The organism is Fusobacterium perfoetens (assembly GCF_021531595.1).
Lineage (GTDB): Bacteria > Fusobacteriota > Fusobacteriia > Fusobacteriales > Fusobacteriaceae > Fusobacterium_B.
In genome coordinates, this window is record NZ_JADYUD010000008.1 from 53,841 (window position 1) to 74,509 (window position 20,669).

At 30.6% G+C, this 20,669-nt stretch carries 21 protein-coding genes; 20 read left to right on the forward strand and 1 reads right to left on the reverse strand.

The window, feature by feature from the left end; genetic code table 11:
• Positions 1-34: 34 nt before the first annotated feature.
• From I6E17_RS06090 to I6E17_RS06185, 20 genes are all read left to right on the forward strand, one after another.
• Positions 35-454: a hypothetical protein gene (locus tag I6E17_RS06090; protein WP_235236185.1), complete on the forward strand. Its 420-nt coding sequence runs from the start codon at positions 35-37 to the stop codon at positions 452-454.
• Positions 451-2,253: a penicillin-binding protein 2 gene (gene mrdA / locus I6E17_RS06095; RefSeq protein ID WP_176829014.1), complete on the forward strand. Its 1,803-nt coding sequence runs from the start codon at positions 451-453 to the stop codon at positions 2,251-2,253. The genes I6E17_RS06090 and mrdA overlap by 4 nt, the downstream gene beginning before the upstream one ends.
• Before the next feature lie 29 nt (positions 2,254-2,282).
• Positions 2,283-4,091, forward strand: coding sequence for a ribonuclease J (locus I6E17_RS06100; RefSeq protein WP_176829015.1), 1,809 nt, complete (start codon positions 2,283-2,285; stop codon positions 4,089-4,091).
• Between the two features lie 55 nt (positions 4,092-4,146).
• Positions 4,147-4,449 (forward strand): ribosome assembly RNA-binding protein YhbY, encoded by a 303-nt coding sequence (gene yhbY / locus I6E17_RS06105; protein ID WP_176829016.1) that lies wholly within the window; start codon positions 4,147-4,149, stop codon positions 4,447-4,449.
• A gap of 21 nt (positions 4,450-4,470) precedes the next feature.
• On the forward strand, positions 4,471-4,935 hold the full coding sequence (locus I6E17_RS06110; protein ID WP_176829017.1) for a divergent PAP2 family protein: 465 nt from the start codon (positions 4,471-4,473) through the stop codon (positions 4,933-4,935).
• A gap of 18 nt (positions 4,936-4,953) precedes the next feature.
• Positions 4,954-6,759, forward strand: coding sequence for a 1-deoxy-D-xylulose-5-phosphate synthase (gene dxs / locus I6E17_RS06115; RefSeq protein ID WP_235236186.1), 1,806 nt, complete (start codon positions 4,954-4,956; stop codon positions 6,757-6,759).
• The gene (locus I6E17_RS06120; protein WP_235236187.1) at positions 6,746-7,600 is read left to right on the forward strand and encodes a phosphohydrolase; all 855 of its coding nucleotides are present in this window, start codon (positions 6,746-6,748) and stop codon (positions 7,598-7,600) included. The genes dxs and I6E17_RS06120 overlap by 14 nt, the downstream gene beginning before the upstream one ends.
• A complete protein-coding gene (locus tag I6E17_RS06125; RefSeq protein WP_176829020.1) occupies positions 7,584-8,399 on the forward strand; it encodes a TlyA family RNA methyltransferase in 816 nt (271 codons plus the stop codon). Before I6E17_RS06120 ends, I6E17_RS06125 begins: the two co-directional genes overlap by 17 nt.
• Positions 8,399-9,682 (forward strand): S41 family peptidase, encoded by a 1,284-nt coding sequence (locus I6E17_RS06130; RefSeq protein ID WP_268825961.1) that lies wholly within the window; start codon positions 8,399-8,401, stop codon positions 9,680-9,682. The genes I6E17_RS06125 and I6E17_RS06130 overlap by 1 nt, the downstream gene beginning before the upstream one ends.
• A gap of 23 nt (positions 9,683-9,705) precedes the next feature.
• A complete protein-coding gene (rsmI, locus tag I6E17_RS06135) occupies positions 9,706-10,446 on the forward strand; it encodes a 16S rRNA (cytidine(1402)-2'-O)-methyltransferase (protein WP_176829021.1) in 741 nt (246 codons plus the stop codon).
• 12 nt (positions 10,447-10,458) lie between these two features.
• The gene (gene ylqF / locus I6E17_RS06140) at positions 10,459-11,352 is read left to right on the forward strand and encodes a ribosome biogenesis GTPase YlqF (RefSeq protein WP_176829022.1); all 894 of its coding nucleotides are present in this window, start codon (positions 10,459-10,461) and stop codon (positions 11,350-11,352) included.
• On the forward strand, positions 11,342-12,178 hold the full coding sequence (locus tag I6E17_RS06145; RefSeq protein ID WP_235236188.1) for an NAD+ synthase: 837 nt from the start codon (positions 11,342-11,344) through the stop codon (positions 12,176-12,178). The genes ylqF and I6E17_RS06145 overlap by 11 nt, the downstream gene beginning before the upstream one ends.
• 27 nt (positions 12,179-12,205) lie before the next feature.
• A complete protein-coding gene (locus I6E17_RS06150) occupies positions 12,206-12,610 on the forward strand; it encodes a hypothetical protein (RefSeq protein WP_176829024.1) in 405 nt (134 codons plus the stop codon).
• Positions 12,611-12,639: 29 nt separating this feature from the next.
• Positions 12,640-13,047: an NfeD family protein gene (locus I6E17_RS06155; protein ID WP_235236190.1), complete on the forward strand. Its 408-nt coding sequence runs from the start codon at positions 12,640-12,642 to the stop codon at positions 13,045-13,047.
• A gap of 124 nt (positions 13,048-13,171) precedes the next feature.
• Positions 13,172-13,984 (forward strand): histidinol-phosphatase HisJ family protein, encoded by an 813-nt coding sequence (locus I6E17_RS06160; RefSeq protein WP_235236192.1) that lies wholly within the window; start codon positions 13,172-13,174, stop codon positions 13,982-13,984.
• A 45-nt stretch (positions 13,985-14,029) separates the two neighbouring features.
• On the forward strand, positions 14,030-15,112 hold the full coding sequence (locus tag I6E17_RS06165) for an ABC transporter substrate-binding protein (protein WP_235236194.1): 1,083 nt from the start codon (positions 14,030-14,032) through the stop codon (positions 15,110-15,112).
• An 18-nt stretch (positions 15,113-15,130) separates the two neighbouring features.
• A complete protein-coding gene (locus tag I6E17_RS06170; RefSeq protein ID WP_235236196.1) occupies positions 15,131-15,952 on the forward strand; it encodes an alkaline phosphatase family protein in 822 nt (273 codons plus the stop codon).
• A gap of 3 nt (positions 15,953-15,955) precedes the next feature.
• A complete protein-coding gene (locus I6E17_RS06175) occupies positions 15,956-16,807 on the forward strand; it encodes an ABC transporter permease (RefSeq protein WP_235236198.1) in 852 nt (283 codons plus the stop codon).
• Between the two features lies 1 nt (position 16,808).
• Positions 16,809-17,609 carry an ABC transporter permease gene (locus I6E17_RS06180; RefSeq protein WP_176829030.1) on the forward strand — a complete coding sequence of 267 codons (801 nt, stop codon included), beginning with the start codon at positions 16,809-16,811 and terminating at the stop codon, positions 17,607-17,609.
• A 17-nt stretch (positions 17,610-17,626) separates the two neighbouring features.
• The gene (locus tag I6E17_RS06185) at positions 17,627-18,631 is read left to right on the forward strand and encodes an ABC transporter ATP-binding protein (RefSeq protein WP_235236200.1); all 1,005 of its coding nucleotides are present in this window, start codon (positions 17,627-17,629) and stop codon (positions 18,629-18,631) included.
• Between the two features lie 76 nt (positions 18,632-18,707).
• Here the strand turns inward: I6E17_RS06185 and argS are convergent, their stop codons facing one another.
• Positions 18,708-20,420, reverse strand: a complete 1,713-nt coding sequence (argS, locus tag I6E17_RS06190; protein ID WP_235236202.1) for an arginine--tRNA ligase — start codon at positions 20,418-20,420, stop codon at positions 18,708-18,710.
• Positions 20,421-20,669: the final 249 nt, after the last annotated feature.

Genomic DNA, 20,669 nt, shown 5'->3' on the forward strand with positions numbered 1-20,669 from the left:
GTAAGTTTAAAATAAAGAGCAGAGGGAAAAGAGAATGCTGGATATAATTTACCTGATTTTAATTTTTATAGTGGGAAGCATTTCCATACAAATATCTAATGGAATATTTATTATGCCTTATTTATTGTATCTGACAAATCTCAAAACAGAAAAATCAATTATTTTGGCAGCTGTTATGGGAGTTATTTACTCTCTTCAGACTGAAAGAATAGTTGAAATACTTTTTTTCTTTGCTCTGTTTTATATAATTTTTTATCAGATATTAAAGCATCTGGAATATACCTATATAAATGTTGTGATATTTTCTGTTGCAGAACAGATTTTATGGGCATTGGTTTTTGAAAAAGGTTTAGATTACATTGGAATTTTTGTTCCTTTTGTTTTTTATAATCTTTTCAATTTACTTTTTATGAAACTGTATAAAAAAACTAAAGCAGGTGCAGTGAAACAATGAGACTGAAAGATTTAAAAAGCAGAAAAATGAAGCATGTGAGACTGGGAGAAAATAATTCTGACAGATGCTGGATAGTGAAAATTGCAATAGTAGGGATATTTTTTCTGCTTGTAGTGAGAATGGGTTATCTTCAGATTTACATGGGAGAAGAGTATAAATACAAGGCTGAAAATAACCGTGTAAAATTTGTAAGAGTTGATGCCTTAAGAGGAAATATTGTTGATGCAAATGGAGAAATAGTTGCTACAAATAAAATAGGTTACAGGCTTAATTATCTGAATGAAAGAAAATACAATGATAAAATTTTAAAAGATTTAAGTTCTCTTACAGGTCGCAGTGAGGAGTATATTGAAAAAAGAATAAAGTATGGGGAAATTTCTATGTACACAAGAGAAAATACCATAATGGAAGATTTAGACGAAGAAACTGCTCACAAGATACTTGAAAGAAAAAATGAATTTCCTTATCTTAATATAGAAACATATTTCAAAAGAAAATATATAGAAGATGAAACAGCTTCTCATGTTATAGGATATGTTAAAAAAATTTCAAATAAGGAATATGAAATTTTAAAAGATGAGGGATATGATGACAGAGATGTCATTGGAAAAGAGGGAATAGAAAAAGAATATGACAAAGTCTTAAGAGGAGAAAAAGGGTTTGAATATTTTGAAGTAAATGCAAGATCAATTGTCCAGAAGGTTATAAAAAATAAGCCATCAGTAAAAGGTAAAGATGTTCATCTGACAATTGATATGAGACTTCAGAGATATATGGAAAATGTATTTAAGGAAAGAAAACTTGTTGGAAGTATGATTGCATTAAATCCAAAAGATGGAAAAGTTCTTACTATGGTAAGTTATCCAACTTATCCTTTAAATACTTTCAGCTCTACAATTCCTTCTGACTTATGGAATGAAATTCTTTATGACAAAAGAAAACCTCTTACAAATAAATCTATTTCAGGAGAATATCCTCCTGGATCAGTGTTTAAACCATTTGTGGCTTTTTCATTTTTAGAAGCAGGATTAGATCCTTATGAAAAATTTTATGATGATGGAGCTTACAGAATAGGTGAATGGCAGTGGAGATCATGGAAAAGAACAGGACATGGTTATGTTGATTTAAGAAAAGCGATTATTGAATCTGCCAATGTTTATTTCTATAGAGCAGCTCATCAATATGGCTCTGGAGTAATAACAAAAAATGTTAAAAATTTTGGATTTGGAAGACCAACAGGAATTGATATTCCTGGAGAAAAAAGTGGTCTTGTCCCATCTCCTGAATGGAAAAAGAAAAGGTTTAAAGAAGGATGGTATACAGGTGATACAATTATCTTTGCAATAGGACAGGGATATATGACAGCAACACCTCTTCAGGTAGCACAGGCTTATTCTGTTTTAGCTAATCAGGGATATGCTTACAGACCAAGGCTTGTAGATTACATAACAGATGGACAAACTAAAGAGGAAACAGAAAAAATAAAAAATGTAGATGTCAAATATCCTAAGGAATATTATAGATTACTTAAAAATGCAATGATAGGAGTAGTGGAAGAAAAGAATGGAACAGGGAAAATACTGAGAACAGAAGGTTTAAAAATTGCTGCAAAGAGTGGATCAGCACAGAACTCACAATTTAAAGAAACCCATGCATGGGTTGCTGGATATTTTCCAGCAGATAATCCAGAAATAGTTTTTGTAGTGCTTCTTCAAGGAGCAGGAAGTGGAGGAGCTGTTGCTGGAGGTGTAGCAAAAGCATTTATAGATGAGTATTTATCCCTATATGGTGAAAAATAATTCTTATTTACGAGATAAAAGGGAGCAAAATGGAAAAGACAGTAAAGAAACAGCAGAAAAGTAGAAAAGGAAAAGTTTCAGAAAATAGAAAAAAAGCAGTTTATCTTTCTGAAAATAGTGAAATAAAAGAGGTAAAAAATATAAAAGAGATTAAAGAAATAAAAGAAAATAAAGAGGAAAAAATGTATGTTATTCCTCTTGGAGGACTAGATGAAATAGGAAAAAATATGACTCTTGTCCAATACAGAGATGAGATAATTATAATAGACTGTGGAGTTGGATTTCCTGGAGAAGGACTTTTAGGAATAGATCTTGTAATTCCAGATTTTTCTTATGTAGAGAATAATAAAAGTAAGATAAAAGGGCTTTTTGTAACTCATGGACATGAAGACCATATAGGTTCAATACCATATCTTTATCAAAAAATAGATAAAGAAGTTTCAATTTTTTCAGGAAAACTTACTTTAGCTCTTATTGAAGGAAAATTTGAAAATTTAAAAATGAGAGATCTTCCTAAGATGAGAGAGGTTAAAAACCGTTCAAAAGTAAAAGTAGGAAAATATTTTAATGTAGAATTTATAAGAGTAACACACTCAATAGCAGATTCTTATTCAATTCTTGTAACAACTCCAGCAGGAACAGCTCTTTTTACAGGGGATTTTAAAATAGATCTTACTCCAGTTGATGGACTTGGAACTGACCTTGCAAGACTGGCACAGATAGGAGAAAAAGGAGTTGATCTTCTTCTGGCAGATTCAACAAACTCTGAAGTAGAAGGATACACACCTTCTGAAAGAACAGTAGGTGCTGCATTTCAGCTTGAATTTGCAAAGGCTAAGGGAAGAATAATTGTTGCAGCTTTTGCTTCACATATACACAGACTTCAGCAAATTGTAACAATAGCAGAATCTTATGGAAGAAAAATAGCTATAGATGGAAGAAGTCTTGTAAAAGTATTTGAGGTTGCACAGAAAATGGGATATCTTAAAATAAAAAAAGATACGATGATTCCTCTTTCTGATGTAGAAAATGAAAAAGATAATAAGGTAGTTATTCTTTGTACAGGAACACAGGGAGAACCTATGGCATCTCTTTCAAGAATAGCTCAGAATATACATAAGCATACAAAAATAAAAGAAGGAGATACAGTAATTATATCTGCAACTCCTATTCCTGGAAATGAAAAAGCAGTTTCAAAAAATATAAATAATCTTTTAAAATATGATGCAGAAGTTATATTTAAAAAAGTTGCAGGAATTCATGTATCAGGACATGCCAGCAAAAAAGAACAGGAACTTATGCTTAATCTTATAAAGCCTAAATATTTTATGCCTGTTCACGGAGAATATAAAATGCTTAAGGCACATATAGAGACAGCTATTGCAACAGGAATTTCTAAAGCGAATACACTTCTTGGGCTTAATGGAAATAAAATAGAAATAACACAGAGTGGTGTCAAAATAAAAGGAAAAGTAAGTGCAGGAGCAACATTTATAGACGGACTTGGAGTTGGAGATATAGGACAGACTGTTTTAAGAGACAGACAGCAACTTTCACAGGACGGAGTAATTATTGTAGTATTTACTTTAAATAAAGAAACTGGTAAAATAATTGCCGGACCTGAAATTGTAACAAGAGGATTTACATACTCAAAAGACTCTGATGAGCTTATTCAGGGAACAGTGGAACATATAAATGAAAAGCTTGCTAAATTGGAAGATAGTAAAATAAAAGATTGGCAGCCTATAAAAAATATGACAAAAGAAGCTGTTGCAAAGTTTGTATACAGTAAAACAAAAAGAAATCCAGTAATTCTTCCTATAATAATGGAAGTATAATTGAAGTATTTAAGAATATCACAGAAAAATTTATAATTAAAGAGGAGAAATTTTAATGAACAGCAGACAAAGAGAATTTTTAAGAAAAGCAGCACATGATTTAGAGCCTATGGTAAGACTTGGAAAAGATGGTTTTACTGATAATCAGGCACAAAGTATACTAGATGTAATTGAATCAAGAGAACTTATAAAAGTTAAGATTCTTCAAAATTCAAGAGTTGAGAAAGAAGAAGTAGCAAAAGAAATTGAAGCAAAAACAGGTTGTGAAGTTGTTGGAATTATAGGAAAAACTATAATTCTTTACAAACCTAATACAGAAAAACCAAAAATTTCTTTAGAAGTGAATGCTATAAAATAATAAAAAAAGAAGGCAGAAACTATGAGTGAAACAGGAATTATTCTTGGAAATAAGATACTTGATGTAACCTTTATTGCATGGTTTACAGCACAGTTTTATAAAGTGCTATATACTTTATTTGCTCAGAAAAAACTGGATGTAAAGCGTTTCTTTGAAACTGGAGGAATGCCAAGTTCGCATTCATCCACTGTATCATGTCTGGCTTCATGCACTGGGATTATTTATGGAAGGGAAAGCGGATATTTTGCGGTTTCTGTAATTCTTGCTGTTATTGTTATGTATGATGCTATGGGAATAAGAAGGGCAGCAGGAAAGCAGGCGGGAGTTTTAAACAGAATGATGGACAAACTTTCTGAGAAAATCGGAGAGATGTTTCATGATGAGAAATTAAAGGAACTGCTGGGACATACTCAGCTGGAAGTCCTTGCAGGAATGATATTGGGAGTTGCAGTAGCTTTCATGTTTAAGGGATATTTAATTTCATAATAAAGGCGGAAAAGTATAATGAATTTAGATAATATGACAACAGAAAACCTTAATGAATTATGCAGCAATATAAGAGAAAAAATAATAGATGTTGTTTTAAAAAATGGAGGACATCTTGCTTCAAATCTTGGGGTAGTAGAACTTACAGTAGCATTGAAAAAAATATTTAATTCAGATGAAAAAAATAAAATTTTATTTGATGTAGGTCATCAAGCTTATGTTTATAAAATTTTAACTGGAAGAGAAGAAAAATTTGGCACTTTAAGAACATATAAAGGAATAGGGCCTTTTCTTGATCCTAAGGAAAGCAGTGAAGATTATTTTATAAGCGGACATGCAGGAAGTGCTTTATCAGCAGGATGTGGAATAGCTTTTGCAGAGCCTGATATAAGAGTGATAGTTGTAGTAGGAGATGCTTCAATAGCCAATGGTCATTCTTTAGAAGCTCTTAATAATATGGGAAACTTAAAAAATATGATTGTTATACTTAATGATAATGACATGTCCATAGGAAAAAGTGTAGGTTCTCTTTCAAGTTTTTTCAGTAGAATGATTTCAAGCAGAGTTTACATGAATGTGAAGAAAGATGTTAAAAATATAATAGACAGAGGAAATTTTGGAAGAAGAGTAAAAAATACTCTTGGAAGGGCAGAACATTCAATAAAGAATTTTTTCCTTCCAATGAGTATATCTGAAAACTTAGGTTTTAAATATTTTGGCGTTGTAGATGGTCATAATATGGAAGAACTTTTAGATGTTTTTCAGAAAGCTAAAGAAACAGAAGGACCTGTGTTTATACATGTAAGGACAAAGAAAGGAAAAGGATATAAACCAGCTGAAGAAAATAAGGAAAAATTTCATGGAGTAAGTCCTTATAATCCACATAAAATAGAGGGACAGAAAACATATTCTGATATTTTCGGAGACAAACTTGTTTCAATGGCTGAAGAAGATAAGAATATATGTGCTATATCAGCAGGAATGGTAAAAGGAACAGGACTTAAAGAATTTTTTGAAAAATATCCTGAAAGAAGTATTGATGTAGGAATTGCTGAAGGACACGGAGTTACTTTTGCAGCAGGACTTGCAGTTTCAGGGAAAAAACCTTATTATGCTGTATATTCAACATTCCTTTCAAGAGGAATAGGACAACTTATTCACGATATTTCTCTTCAGAATCTTCCTGTAAAGTTTATGATAGACAGAGCAGGGATAGTAGGAGAAGATGGAAAGACACATCACGGAATTTATGATGTATCTTTTATGCTTTCAATACCTAATTTTACAATACTTGCTCCTACAACAAAAAAAGAACTTGAAGAGATATTAGAATTTTCAAAAGATTATAATTCTCCTTTAGGTATAAGATACTCAAAAGAAAATGGATTTGACATAGAAGGAGATGGTTCATTTGTTTTGGGAAAATGGAGAGAAATAAAAAAAGGAAAAAGAAATTTATATATAGCAACGGGATCTATGCTTAAAGAGATTTTAGATGCAGAAGATCTTCTTAAAGAAAAAGGAATAGAAGGGACTATTGTAAGCGCAGCTTCTATAAAACCTATGGATACAGATTTCATAGATAAAAATTTTGAAAAATATGATAATATAATTGTTCTTGAAGAAAATTATTATATTAATTCTTTTGGAACAGAGATTGTTGAATATATAAATAATTCAAAAATAAATAAAAAAATAATAAAAATCGGAATAGAAACAGGAGCAGTGCCTCATGGAAAAAGGGGAATATTGCTTGAGGAGTATGGTTTAAGAGGAAAAAAATTAGTGGAAAGAATAGAAGGTAGAATTAATGGGGAAAGCTAATGAAAAAGCATTAGAGTTTATAAACATACTTGTAAATAATGATATGGTCGGAGAACTTGAAAATCATGATGACCAAGGAGTAAAAGTAAGTGCTCATACATATGATGTATTAAAAGTTTCCATTGATGAAATAAAAAGAGACTACAGAGACTTTGATGAAGCAAAGAGATTTATAGATTTTTTTGCAATAATTGTAGGAGTTATAATTCATGATTTAAGTAAAGGAAGTATAAGAAAAACTTCAGAAACAATGTCTCATTCTCAAATGATGCTTAAAAAACCAGATTATATCATAAAAGAAGCAGAGGCTCTTTTGGAAGAAGTGGAAAATGAAGCTGGTGTAAAAATCAAAGAAAATATAAGAAAAAATATTACTCATATAGTTGTATCACATCACGGAAGATGGGGAAAAATAGTTCCTAATACAAGAGAAGCTCATATAGTTCATAGGGCAGACATGTATTCAGCTAAATATCACAGAATAAATCCTATAGGTGCAAATGAGATTCTTGAAGCACTTTGTATGGGTGAAAACATTGTTGAAGTTAGCAAAAGATTCATGTGTACAACAGGAGTTATAAAAGACAGGCTTAAAAGAGCAAAAATGGAACTGAGGCTTAAAACTACAAAGCATTTAATAAACTATTATAAAAAAACGAGAAAGGTTCCAATAGGAGATAATTTTTTTACTAAAAGAGTAAAAGAAACAGCAAAACTTATAGCTACAGTTGAAAAAAAAGGATTCAGACAGCTTATTCTTACAAATAAACTTCTTGATTATCTTGTAGATGAAGAAATTTTTGAACCTATGGGAGAAAAAACAGATGAAAGAAAGAATTGATGTTCTTCTTGTGAATAACGGTTTTTTTGAAGATATAGACAAGGCTAGAAGAGCTGTTATGGCAGGTATAGTTCTTGTAAATGATTTAAAAATAGAAAAGCCGGGAACACAGATAAAAATAGATGATGATAAAGAACTTAATATAAGAATAAAAGGAAAATCTTTTAAATATGTAAGCCGTGGTGGATTAAAACTAGAAAAAGCAATTAAGGTTTTTGAACTTGATTTTAAAGGAAAAAAAATCTTAGATGTAGGTTCTTCTACAGGAGGTTTTACAGATTGTGCTTTAAGTTTTGGTGCAGAGCATGTATATGCAGTTGATGTAGGAACAAATCAGTTAGACTGGAAACTTAGAAATGATGAAAGAGTAACTTCTATAGAAAACAGACATATAAGAGATTTAACAAAGGAAGAGATTAATAATTCAGAGATAGATTTTATTGTTATGGATGTATCTTTTATATCAATTACAAATGTATTTGAGTCTTTAAAAAAGTTTTTTAAAGAGGAAACTAAATTAATGGCTCTTATAAAACCTCAGTTTGAAGTGGAAAAAAATATGATAGATAAAGGTGGAATAGTAAGAGATAAAAATAATCAGATATTTGCTATTGAAAGAGTTATAAAAGAAGCTGAAAAGCATGGATTTTATCTAGAAAAATTAGATTTTTCTCCAATAAAAGGAGGAAAAGGAAATTCTGAATATATATCACTGTTTAGTTTAAAAAAATCAGATAATATTGATATTAATATTAAAAATACAGTTGATTTATGCGAAAATCTAGGGGGAGCACTATAATGAATAACTTAAAAAGATTTATGGCAGCAGCTTTCATAATGCTGATACCTGTAAATGTTTCAGCTAAAGAAAAAGAAGTTAAAACAGGTTTTATGAATAATGTAAGAGAACTTAAAGAAATTTCTGACATTATGGATATTATTCAGGAAAATTTCGTAGGAGATAAAGAACTGGATAAAACAATTCTTATGCAAGGAGCTATCAAAGGAATGATGGAAACTCTTGATGATCCTCATTCAAATTATTTTTCAAAAGATGGAATGGAAGATCTTGAAGGAAAAATAAAAGGAGAATATTCAGGAGTTGGAATGATTATAAGAAAGTCTTCAGGAGAACCTGTAATGGTTGAACTTCTTATAGAAGGAACTCCTGCTTTCAGAGCTGGAATCAGACCTAAAGATAAACTTATTTCAATAGATGGAAAGCAAACATACAATATGGATCTTGAAGAAGCTTCAAAACTTCTTAAAGGAAAAAGTGGAACAACAGTAAAAGTTCAGATTTATAAAGAATCAGAAAAGAAAACAAAAGATATAACTCTTAAGAGAGAAACAATAAAACTTGAAAATGTAAGCAGTAAAATGCTTAATAATAAAATAGGATATATAAAACTTACTCAGTTTGGAGACGATGTTGATGTTCAGGTAGCAAAAAGTCTTGAAAAACTTCAAAAGGATGGAATGAAGGGACTTATTTTTGACCTTAGAAATAATCCTGGAGGAAGAATAGATCAAGCTATAAAAATTGGATCAATGTTTATTGATAAAGGTGTTATAGTAAGTGAAAGAACAAAAGATGGAAAAGAAACTGTAAATATGAGAGAAGGAAAATATTATGGTGATTTCCCTCTTGTTATCCTTATTAATGAAGGAAGTGCATCTGCTTCTGAAATAGTTGCAGGGGCAGTAAGAGATTATAAGAGAGGACTTCTTGTAGGAGAAAAAAGTTTTGGTAAAGGAAGTGTTCAAGTACTTCTTCCTCTTCCAGATGGAGATGGAATAAAACTTACAATAGCAAAATATTATACTCCTAAAGGAGAAAATATTCATGGAAAAGGAATAAAACCTGATATTATTATAGAGGAAGACGAAGATTATCTTTTCTATGATGGACTTGTTACAAATATAAATGAAAAAGAGCAGGCAGAAAGTAAGAAAAGAATTCTTAATGATGTAGTAGGAAAAGAAGAGGCTGAAAAACTTGCAAAGAAACAAGATAAACAACTTCAGCAAGCAGAAGCTGCAATAGCTTCTATGCTTAAAGAAAGAGCAAGTCAAAAATAATTATAAAGAAGAAAGGCGGAAAAATGTTATATATAGTAGCAACACCAATAGGAAATTTGGAAGATATTACACTAAGAGCAGTGAGAATATTAAAAGAAGCTGATTATATATTTGCAGAAGATACAAGAGTAACTAAAAAACTTTTAAATCATCTAGAGATAACAAATACTCTTTACAGATATGATGAGCATACAAAACAGCATCAGGTTGAAAATATAGTAAATCTTCTTAAAGAAGGAAAAAATGTAGCTCTTGTAACAGATGCAGGAACACCATGTATCTCAGATCCAGGATATGAGGTTGTTGATGCTGCTCTTAATGAAGGAATAAAAGTTATTCCAGTTCCAGGGGTAAGTGCAATGACTGCAGCAGCTTCTGTTGCAGGTGTTTCAATGAGAAGATTTATATTTGAAGGTTTTCTTCCTAAGAAAAAAGGAAGACAAACTCTTCTTAAATCTTTTGCTGATGAAAAAAGAACGATAATGTTTTTTGAATCTCCTCACAGAGTAGTGAAAACTCTAAAAGATATAGAAGAATTTATGGGAGTGAAAAATATTGTTCTTGTAAGAGAAATAACAAAAATTTATGAGGAAATTATAAGAGGAACAACAAGTGAGCTTATTTCAAAGTTTGAAAAACAAACTCTTAAAGGAGAATTTGTAATAATTGTAAGAGGAAATGAGCAGGAAGAAAAAAGAGAAAAAGTAAATAAATATGCAAAAGATGAATATGAGGAAGAAGACGACTACGAAGAAGAGGAATAGGAGGAGTGTTTTATGTCAATGACAAAGATAAACTGGTATCCAGGGCATATGAAGAAAACAAAGGATATGATGAAGGAAAATATGCCCCTTATAGATATAGTTTTAGAAGTGGTAGATGCAAGAATTCCTATTTCAAGCAGAAATCCAGATATTGCAACTTTTTCAAAAAATAAAAAGAGAATAATAGTAATAAATAAGGCAGATCTTGTTGAAAAAGAAGAAATTAATCAATGGAGAGATTATTTTATAAAAAATAATGACGCTGATGAGGTTCTTGAGCTTAGTGCAGAAACAGGATTTAATATGAGAAAGCTTTATTCTATTATAGATAAAGTTGCTGCAGAAAAAAAAGAAAGACTTATGAAAAAAGGTCTTAGAAAAGTAAATACTAGACTTATGGTAGCAGGAATTCCAAATGTTGGAAAATCAAGGCTTATTAATAGAATAGTTGGAAAAAACAGTGCAGGTGTAGGTAATATGCCTGGATATACAAGAGGAAAACAATGGGTAAGAATAAAAGAAGGATTAGAACTTTTAGATACTCCTGGAATTTTGTGGCCTAAATTTGAAGATGAAAGAGTAGGATTTAATCTTGCTATTTCAGGGGCAATAAAAGATGATATTCTTCCTATTGATGATGTAGCTTGTAAACTTCTTGACAAGATGCTTGCATATGGACTTAAGGATAATCTGAAAAGCAGATATAAACTAACTGATGAAGATTTTGAAGGAGTGACAGGAAATATTATAGAAAATATTGCCAAAAGAATGCAGATGATACAAAAAGGAGGAAATCTTAATGTACATCAGGCAACTCTTACTCTTTTAAGAGACTACAGAGCTGCTAAATTAGGTAAATTTGGTTTGGACAGAGAACTGCTTCAGGGAGGAAAAAATGAAAAATAGAGCAGCTGAAGGACTTGCTTTAGATTTAAAAGCAACAGAAGAGATTCTTGTAAATTTTTTAAGAGAAGAAGTACATAAAGTAGGATTTAAAAAAGTAATTTTAGGACTTTCAGGAGGAATAGACTCAGCTCTTGTAGCATTTCTTGCAGCCAAGGCCTTTGGCTCTGAAAATGTTTATACAGTTATGATGCCTTATAAAACTTCAAGTAAAGAAAGTCTTGAACATGCAGAACTTGTAGTTAAAGCATCAGGAATAAATACAAAAAAGGTTGAGATAACTCCTATGGCAGATGCTTACTTTGCCATGAATGATGATATGACAAGCCTTAGAAAAGGAAATATTATGGCAAGAATGAGAATGTGTGTTCTTTTTGATAATTCAGCAAAAGAAGGAGCACTTGTTCTTGGAACTTCAAATAAAACAGAAATACTTTTAGGATACAGTACACAGTTTGGAGATTCAGCTTCAGCAATAAATCCTATAGGAGATTTATACAAAGCACAGGTATGGGCTTTATCTGAGTATATGGGTGTTCCTAGTGAAGTTATTAAGAAAAAACCAAGTGCTGATCTTTGGGAAGGACAGACAGATGAACAGGAGTTAGGATTTTCTTATCAGATAGCAGATGAAATTTTATATTATCTTGTGGAAGAAAGACTTCAGCCATGTGAAATAATATCCCTTGGATATGATGAAAAAACAGTTGAAGCAGTTACAAGAAAAATAAAAATAAATCAGTATAAGAGAAAACTTCCAGTAATTGCTAATGTATCAAAAAGAGGAATGGGAAACAATTTTAAATATCCAAGAGACTGGGGAGTATAAAATTATTTTAAGAGAGGGCAGATATAGATGAGAGAAAAAGAAGAAAAAAGCTTACTTGAAGAATTAAAAGAGTTTGAAAAAGAAAAAGACAGAATCAGACAGATAGTTGGAAAAATTGGTGGAAAAAATAATACTCAGGTAAAGAGAGTAAACAGTCTTTTAATTGGAATGATAATAGCTCTTTTATTCATGGGTGGAGTTCTTAGAAAAATGTCTCTTGAACTGACTATGTATCTGGCTATTCTTTTAGGAATAACAAAGATAATATGGATGCTTTATGAAACTAAAAAATCAAATCACTTTCAGTTCTGGATTTTAAACTCAATTGAAGTAAGAATAAATGAAATGGCTGGGAAGATAAATAAAATAGAGAAAAAACTTCGTGAAGCCGAAGAAGCTGAAAAGCAGAAAGATGCAGATGAAAATAAATAATTTATATTTTAAAAAAAGGAGTTGAGGTTATGTTAATATGGCTGGGGGCAGCAGTGGTATTTTTTATAATTGAGGCAGCAGTGCCGGGACTTGTATCTCTGTGGTTTGGAATAGCTGCAGCTATAACAATGATAGTTTCTCCTTTTATAAAAAGTATAAAATATGAGTTTTATTTTTTCATAATACTTTCAGCAATAATGTTTTTTCTTACAAGAAAAATTTCTAAATCATGGAAAACAAGAAAAAAAGATAGAGTTGATAGGATAAGAGGAAGTATAGTTGAGATAAAAAGTATAAATGATAAGGGCTTTTATGAAATTTATCTTGATGGGAAAAATTGGAGTGGAAAAAGCAGTGAAGATCTTGAAGTAGGAGAGAAAGCTGAAGTAATAGGTATAGAAGGAATAAGGCTGATTTTAAAAAAAATAGAAAAATAAGATATGATTTTTTACAGAGGACTTTTTAAAGTCCTCTTTTTTTATACAGATATTTTACAAAACATAAATATTTTTTAAACTCAGGTGTTGTATACTTTCTTCATAAAAGAAAAGGAGGAGTAAAATGTATAAAGCAGATTCACATGTACACAGTAACTTTTCCGGAGATTCTATGGAGAAACTTGAAAGCATAATTGAAAGAGCCTTAGAACTTGGAATGAATGAGATAACAATAACAGATCATCTAGATTTAGATTTTCCTGGAGAGGTTAATATATTTACACTTGATTTAAACAATTATATAGAAACTTTAAAAAAGCTAAAAAATGAATACAGAAAAAAAATTAATTTAAAAATAGGAATAGAACTTGGTCTTCAGCCTCATTTAAAAGAAGAATACAGAGAGATATTTTCATGTGAAGATATAGATTTTATAATAGGTTCTTCTCATTGTGTAGCAGGAATGGACATAGCAGATAAAAAATTTTTTGAAAAATATGCAAAAGATGAAGCTCACAGAATATACTTTGAAGAAGTTTTAAAAAATATAGATATTTTTCCTGAAATAAGTATATATGGACATCTTGATTTTATAAACAGATATGGAAGAAGTGTCTATGATGATTATAAAAAAATAAATTTTGAAATGCATAAAGAAGTTATAGACAAAATTCTTAAAAAACTTATAGAAAAGAAGATAGGAATAGAAATTAATACATCAGCTTTAAGATATGGTTTGAGAGATTTTCATCCATGCAGAAAAATTTTAAAAAGATATAGAGAGCTTGGAGGAGAGATAATAACAATAGGTTCAGATGCTCATAGAGCTCTTGATATAATGAGAGATTTTGATAAAGCAAAAGATGTTTTAAGAGAACTTGGCTTTGAAAAATATTGTGTATTTACAAAAAGAAAATTAGAATATAAGGATTTATAATATTAATTTAAGAATAAAATATTTTAGAAAATATAGGAGGAAAAAATGAAAAAATTATTACTTGGAATTTTAATCTTAGGAGCATTTGCAGGATGTGGAAATAAAGAAGAGGGAAAAACGGAAACAGCAGCAAAAACACCGATGACTTTAGAAGAAATAACAGCAGCAGCTAAAACAGAAGGAGAAGTAAACAGTGTGGGAATGCCTGATGCTTGGGCAAACTGGGTAGGAACATGGAAAGATATTAATACAAAGTATGGTTTAAAACATGTTGATACAGATATGTCAAGTGCAGAAGAAATTGCTAAGTTTAAAGCTGAAGGGGAAAATGCAACAGCAGATATTGGAGATATTGGTTATGAATTTGGAACTGTAGCAGTATCTCAAGGAGTAACTCAGGCTTATAAACCTACAACATGGGAAGAGATTCCTGAATGGGCAAAAGACAAAGATGGTCATTGGGTTATAGGTTATACAGGAACTATAGCATTTATTGTAAATAAAGAACTTGTAAAAGATATTCCTACTTCATGGAAAGAACTTGGTGAAAGTAATGCAAAAGTAACTGTAGGAGCAGTAGGAATTGCTTCTCAGGCAACAAATTCAGTTCTTGCAGCAGCATTTGCACTTGGAGGAGATGAAGGAAATATTCAGCCAGCAATTAACTATTTTGGAAAAATGGCTGAGGAAGGAAGACTTCTTTTAAATGATCCTATGATAGCAAATCTTGAAAAAGGTGAAGTGGAAGTAGGACTTGTATGGGACTTTAATGGACTTAACTACAGAGATCAAATTGACAGAGATAAATTTGAAGTTTTAATTCCATCAGATGGATCACTTACAAGTGGATATGCAACAATAATTAATAAATATGCAAAACATCCTAATGCAGCAAAACTTACAAGAGAGTTTATTTTAAGTGATGAAGGACAAATAAACTTAGCAGAAGGATATGCAAAACCAATAAGAACAAATGTAGTTCTTCCAGATGATGTAAAAGCAAAACTTCTTCCAAATGAACAATACAAAAATGCAAGACCTGTAAAAGATTTTGATGCATGGAAGAAAACATCAGAAAATATTTCTCAGTTATGGCAAGAGGAGGTAATTTATAAAGTAAACAAATAGGCTTTATAAAGATATATTATGGAAAAGAAAAATAGAGTTATATTAGTTCTTTTGGACGGATTAAATTATAAAAATTCAGATTGTATGGGATATATGACAGCACTTGAAAGAGAAGGAAAAGCAAAATTTGCAAAAGTTTTATCAGAGATGCCAAGTCTTTCAAAACCTTTGTATGAAACAATTTTAACTGGTAAAAAACCTGTTGAACATGGAGTCTTGACAAATGAAATTCCTGTTATGTCAAAGGAGAAAAATATTTTTTCTCTTTGCAGAGAGATAGGTCTTACAACAGGAGCTTCAGGATATTATTGGCTGAGTGAACTTTACAACTCAGCTCCATTTGATAAACTAAGAGATACAAATACTCATGATGAAACAAAAGCTATTCAGCATGGAAGATTTTATACTTTAGATTATTATCCTGATGAATCAGTATTTCTTGATGGAGAACATATAAGAGAAAAATATAATCCAGATTTTCTTATGATTCATTCAATGAATATAGATGATACTGGACACAAATATGGTTCAGAAAGTAAAGAATATAGATATAATGTGAGAACAGCAGATAATCTTTTATCAGTATTTGTACCAAGATGGACAGAAGCAGGATATACAATAATTGTTACATCTGATCATGGAATGAGCCCTGACGGAATGCATGGAGGAAAAAATGAACTTGAAGCAGAAGTTCCTTTTTGGATAATAAATGACAGTGCAGAAACAAAATTAAGTCATAAGATGGAACAGGTTTATGTAGCTTCTATTATAGGAAATCTTCTTGGAATAGATACAAGTGGTATGAAAAACAAAGCAGAGAGTATTTACAGGGGGTATTAAAAAATGAAGAGGAAGACTAAAGAAAAAGTAAAATATGGATTATTTCTTATTCCTCTTTTACTGATAGTTATATTTTTCCTTATTGTACCTGTAATATCTGTTATAGAGGGAAGTTTTAAGGCAGACGGGGAGACTGCCTATTCCCTTTATAACTATAAATATATAATACAGAGTAAATTTTATAGACAAGGATTTTACAATAGTATAAAAGTCTCTGCCCTTTCAACAATTTTTGGAATAATAGTTTCTTTTCAGCTGGCTTATTCAATAAGCAGATTAAATGAAAAAATAAGGGAAAATGTTCTTTTATATTCAAATATGATGTCTAATTTTTCAGGTCTTCCTCTTGCTTTTGCTTTTATTATAATTATGGGAGCAAATGGAGTTGTAACTCTTATTCTTCAAAAAATAGGAATAACTGGTTTTGATATTTATACACAATATGGACTTATACTTGTTTATACTTATTTTCAAATTCCATTAGGAACACTTCTTCTTTATCCTGCCTTTGACTCTCTTGATGAAAGATGGAAAGAAGCATGTAGTCTTTTAGGAGGAGGCAGATTTGATTACTGGACTAGAATAGGATTTCCAATTTTAAAATCTTCAGTTATAGGAACAGGAATAATTCTTTTTACAAATGCAATGGGAGCTTATGCAACAGCTTATGGAATAATGGTATCAAATTACAATATTATTCCAATAAGGATAGGAGCACTTATATCAGGAGATGTAATTTTAAAACCAAATCTTGCTTCAGCTCTTGCAGTAATTTTGATAATAATGATTTTAACAGTATTTTTTATAAATGAAAAATTCATTCAAAATAACAGATTCAGACAGGAGGGAAGATAGAATGGGAAAAAAAGGAAACAGAAAACATTATATTATAACCATTGTAATTCTTATTCTTCTTTCTGTTCCAGTTGCTGGAACTATGCTTTATTCAATAAGCAGCAGCTGGGGAGCAACAATTCTTCCTGATGGATTTACAGGAAAATGGTTTGCAGCTCTTGTAACTGATTCAAGATTTATTGCTTCTCTTGAAAGAAGTTTGGCAATAGGTGTAATTTCTCTTATTTTAAGTATGGTTATTGTTATTCCTTCAATAATAATATCAGCATATTATTTTCCAAAAATTTTGAAAGTAATAGAATTTTTATCTCTTATACCTTTTATGGTCCCAGCAGTTGTTCTTGCTGTAGGATTGTTAAAAGTTTATTCAGGATTAAATTTTAATATTTTTGGAGTTCCAGTGATAATAATAGGTGCTTATTTTTCAGTAGCATTTCCTTTTCTTTACAGAGGAATAAAGAATAGTCTTGATGCTCTTCATTTAAAAAGTCTTGTTGAAACTGTAAATATTCTTGGAGGAACAAATTTTCAGGCTTTCAGATATGTAATTCTGCCAAATCTTAAAAAAGGAATAATGAGTTCAGGAATATTGAGTCTTGCTATTCTTCTTGGAGAATTTATGTATGCAAATCTTCTTATAGGTGGAAGATTTGAGACGCTTCAAGTATATCTTTACAATATGAAGGGGAAAAGTGGTCACTTTACAAGTGCAATGGTAACATTATTTTTCTTATTCATATTTGCAGTTACATTTGTAGCAGTCAATATAGAAAAAATATCAAAATCAAAGGTTAAAAGATAAAAAAGGAAGGATAACAGATGAGTTTTGTTGAAATAAAAAATTTAGAAAAATCATTTGATGATACACAGGTATTAAAAAAATTAAATCTTAACATAAAGGAAGGAGAATTTGTAACTCTTTTAGGGCCTTCAGGATGTGGAAAAAGTACTCTTTTAAGATGTATAGCAGGTCTTAATTCAATAAACAGTGGTTCAATATTTATTGATGGAAAAGATATGACAAATGTAATTCCTAAAGACAGAAATATTGGAATGGTTTTTCAGAACTATGCTCTTTTTCCAAATATGACAGTATGGGAGAATATTGAATTTGGTCTGAAAATGAAAAAAGAAAAAAATTACGATGATAAAATAAAAAATATGATAGAAATGGTTGGATTAACTGGAAAAGAAAATCATTATCCAAATGAACTTTCAGGAGGGCAGCAACAAAGAGTTGCTTTTGCCAGATCTTTAATAACAAGACCTAAAATTCTTCTTCTTGATGAATCACTTTCAGCACTTGATGCAAAAATAAGAAAAAGTTTAAGGGATAAACTTAGAAAGATTCAAAAGCAGCTTGGAATAACAACAATTTTTGTTACTCATGACCAAGAAGAAGCTCTTGCAGTTTCAGACAGAATATTTGTAATGAATAAAGGAGAAATTTCTCAGTCAGGGACACCTGAAGAAATCTATACAAATCCTGCCAATGAATTTATGGTTGACTTTATAGGAAATTATAATATTTTTAAAGGTGAAGATGCAGAAAAAATTTTTGGAATCAAAGGAAAAACAGTAGCTGTTCGTCCAGAATCAATATATGTAAGAGAAGAGGGAAGAAATTATAAGGAAGAAAATTTCTGCAGAACTAAGGCTTGTATAAAAGATTTTATGATAACAGGAAATATTATAAGATATACAGTTGTAAAAAATAATGTAGAATTTTTGGTTGATCTTTTAAACAGAGGGGAAAATAAACTTTTTGGAAAAGATAAAGAGATTGAACTTATGTTTATGAAGAAGGAAATTAAAGTATTTTAAAACTTAAATAAAAAATAAAATGGGACTGTTGTATTTTCTAATTTATAAAAAAACAACAGTCCCATTTTGTATAAAATTACATTCTGTCAACAGTTTTAATTCCTAGAAGGTCAAGACCTTGTTTTAAAATTTCAGCTGTTCTGTCTGCTATAAGAAGTCTTGAAAGTAAAACTTCATCTTCTTGATTTAAGATAGGGCAAGCATTATAGAATGTATTGAATTTTTTTCCAAGATCAAAAAGATAATCTGTTAAAAGATTAGGCTTGTAAGTTTCCCCTGCTTTTAGAACCATAGTAGGGAAAAGAGTAAGGTAAGTTACAAGGTTTCTTTCAATTTTATCTTTTATAATAATTTTTGTATCAGCAGTAAGAACTTTTCCCATTTCTTCTGCTTTTTTCTTTATAGATTGGATTCTTGCATATGAATATTGAAGATATGGTGCAGTATTTCCTTCAAAACTTAGTACTTTATCCCATTCAAAAATAATTGGACTTTGTCTGTTTTGAGAAAGGTCAGCATATTTAATAGCTCCCACTCCAACAACTTCAGCAATATTATTTTTTTCCTCTTCTGAAAGAGATGGATTTTTTTCTTCAATAACTTCAAGAGCTCTTTTCTTACCTTCATCAAGTAGTTGTTCAAGTCTTATAACATTACCTTTTCTTGTAGAGAATACTCCCTCAGCAAATCTCATGATTCCAAACCAAATATGAACTTTTTCAATATCCCATCCAAGCATTTCAGTTATTTTAAAGAATTGTTTGAAGTGATCTTGCTGTCTTTCATCTGTAAGATATATAAGTCTGTTTATATCATAATTCTCTTTTCTAAATTTAACAGTTGCAATATCAGAAGTAGAGTAAAGGAAAGCACCATCTTTCTTTTGAACTATACATGGATGAAGGTTATCTTTTTCATTAAAGAAAACAACTTTTGCTCCTTGATCTTCAACAGCAAGTCCTTTTTCAACAAGTTCATCAAGAACAGAAGGCATCATGTTATGGTAGAAAGATTCACCATAGTATGTGTCAAAAGTTATATCCATTCTTTTGTAAAGCTTGTTGTATTCATCAAGAGAAACTTTTATAAATTCCTGCCATAAAGCATAATTTTCTTTGTCTCCATCTTGAAGTTTTTTAAGTTCTTCTCTTGCCATATCATCAAGAGCAGGATCATTTTCACTTTCTTTTGCAAATTCTACATAAACTCTTTCAAGTTCTTCTATAGGATTTTTTTCATAAGCTTCTTTATCAAGCCACTTTCTATATCCTATAATAAGTTTACCAAACTGAGTACCCCAGTCTCCTATGTGGTTATCTGCTACTGTATGATACCCAAGAAAATTATAAAGTCTTTTTACTGCATCTCCTATGATTGTAGAACGAAGATGCCCAATATGCATTCTCTTAGCTATATTAGGAGAAGAATAGTCAATGATTACATCTCCTTTTGTATTAAGTTCATTATATTCAAATTTCTCAGTAGTCATTTTAGAAACATATTCAGCAAGATATTCATCTTTCATAAATATATTTATAAATCCAGGACCAGCTATTTCAAGTTTTTCTATAATAGGAGAACTTCCTATTTCATTTACAATTTCTTCAGCTATTTTTCTAGGATTTCCTCCTATGATTTTAGAATTCATCATAGCAAAGTTAGTTTGGAAATCTCCAAATTTTTCATTAGTAGCTATAGTTATTTCTATTGGTTTAAGTTCTTTATCAGGATACAGTTTATGTATCGCATTCATAAAGACATCTTCTATATATTTTTCAATTCTTAACATATATTTTCTCCAGTCAATAGATTTTTTTAAATAAAAAAAGGACCTCTTTTCATTAGTCCTTAAGCAAGAATAAACTCCAGTCTACCGTATTTCCCTTGGTTTTGGTCGCCATTAAAATAAGTGGTAGTCAGTTAAAGTAACCATACAGGGTCCGTAACATTTGAATGCTCGTGACGAATCTGAGTTAGTTAAAACAGAGCCGACCCCCTGAGCGACCATAGGCCCAAAACCTCAGGAAACTGACGCATA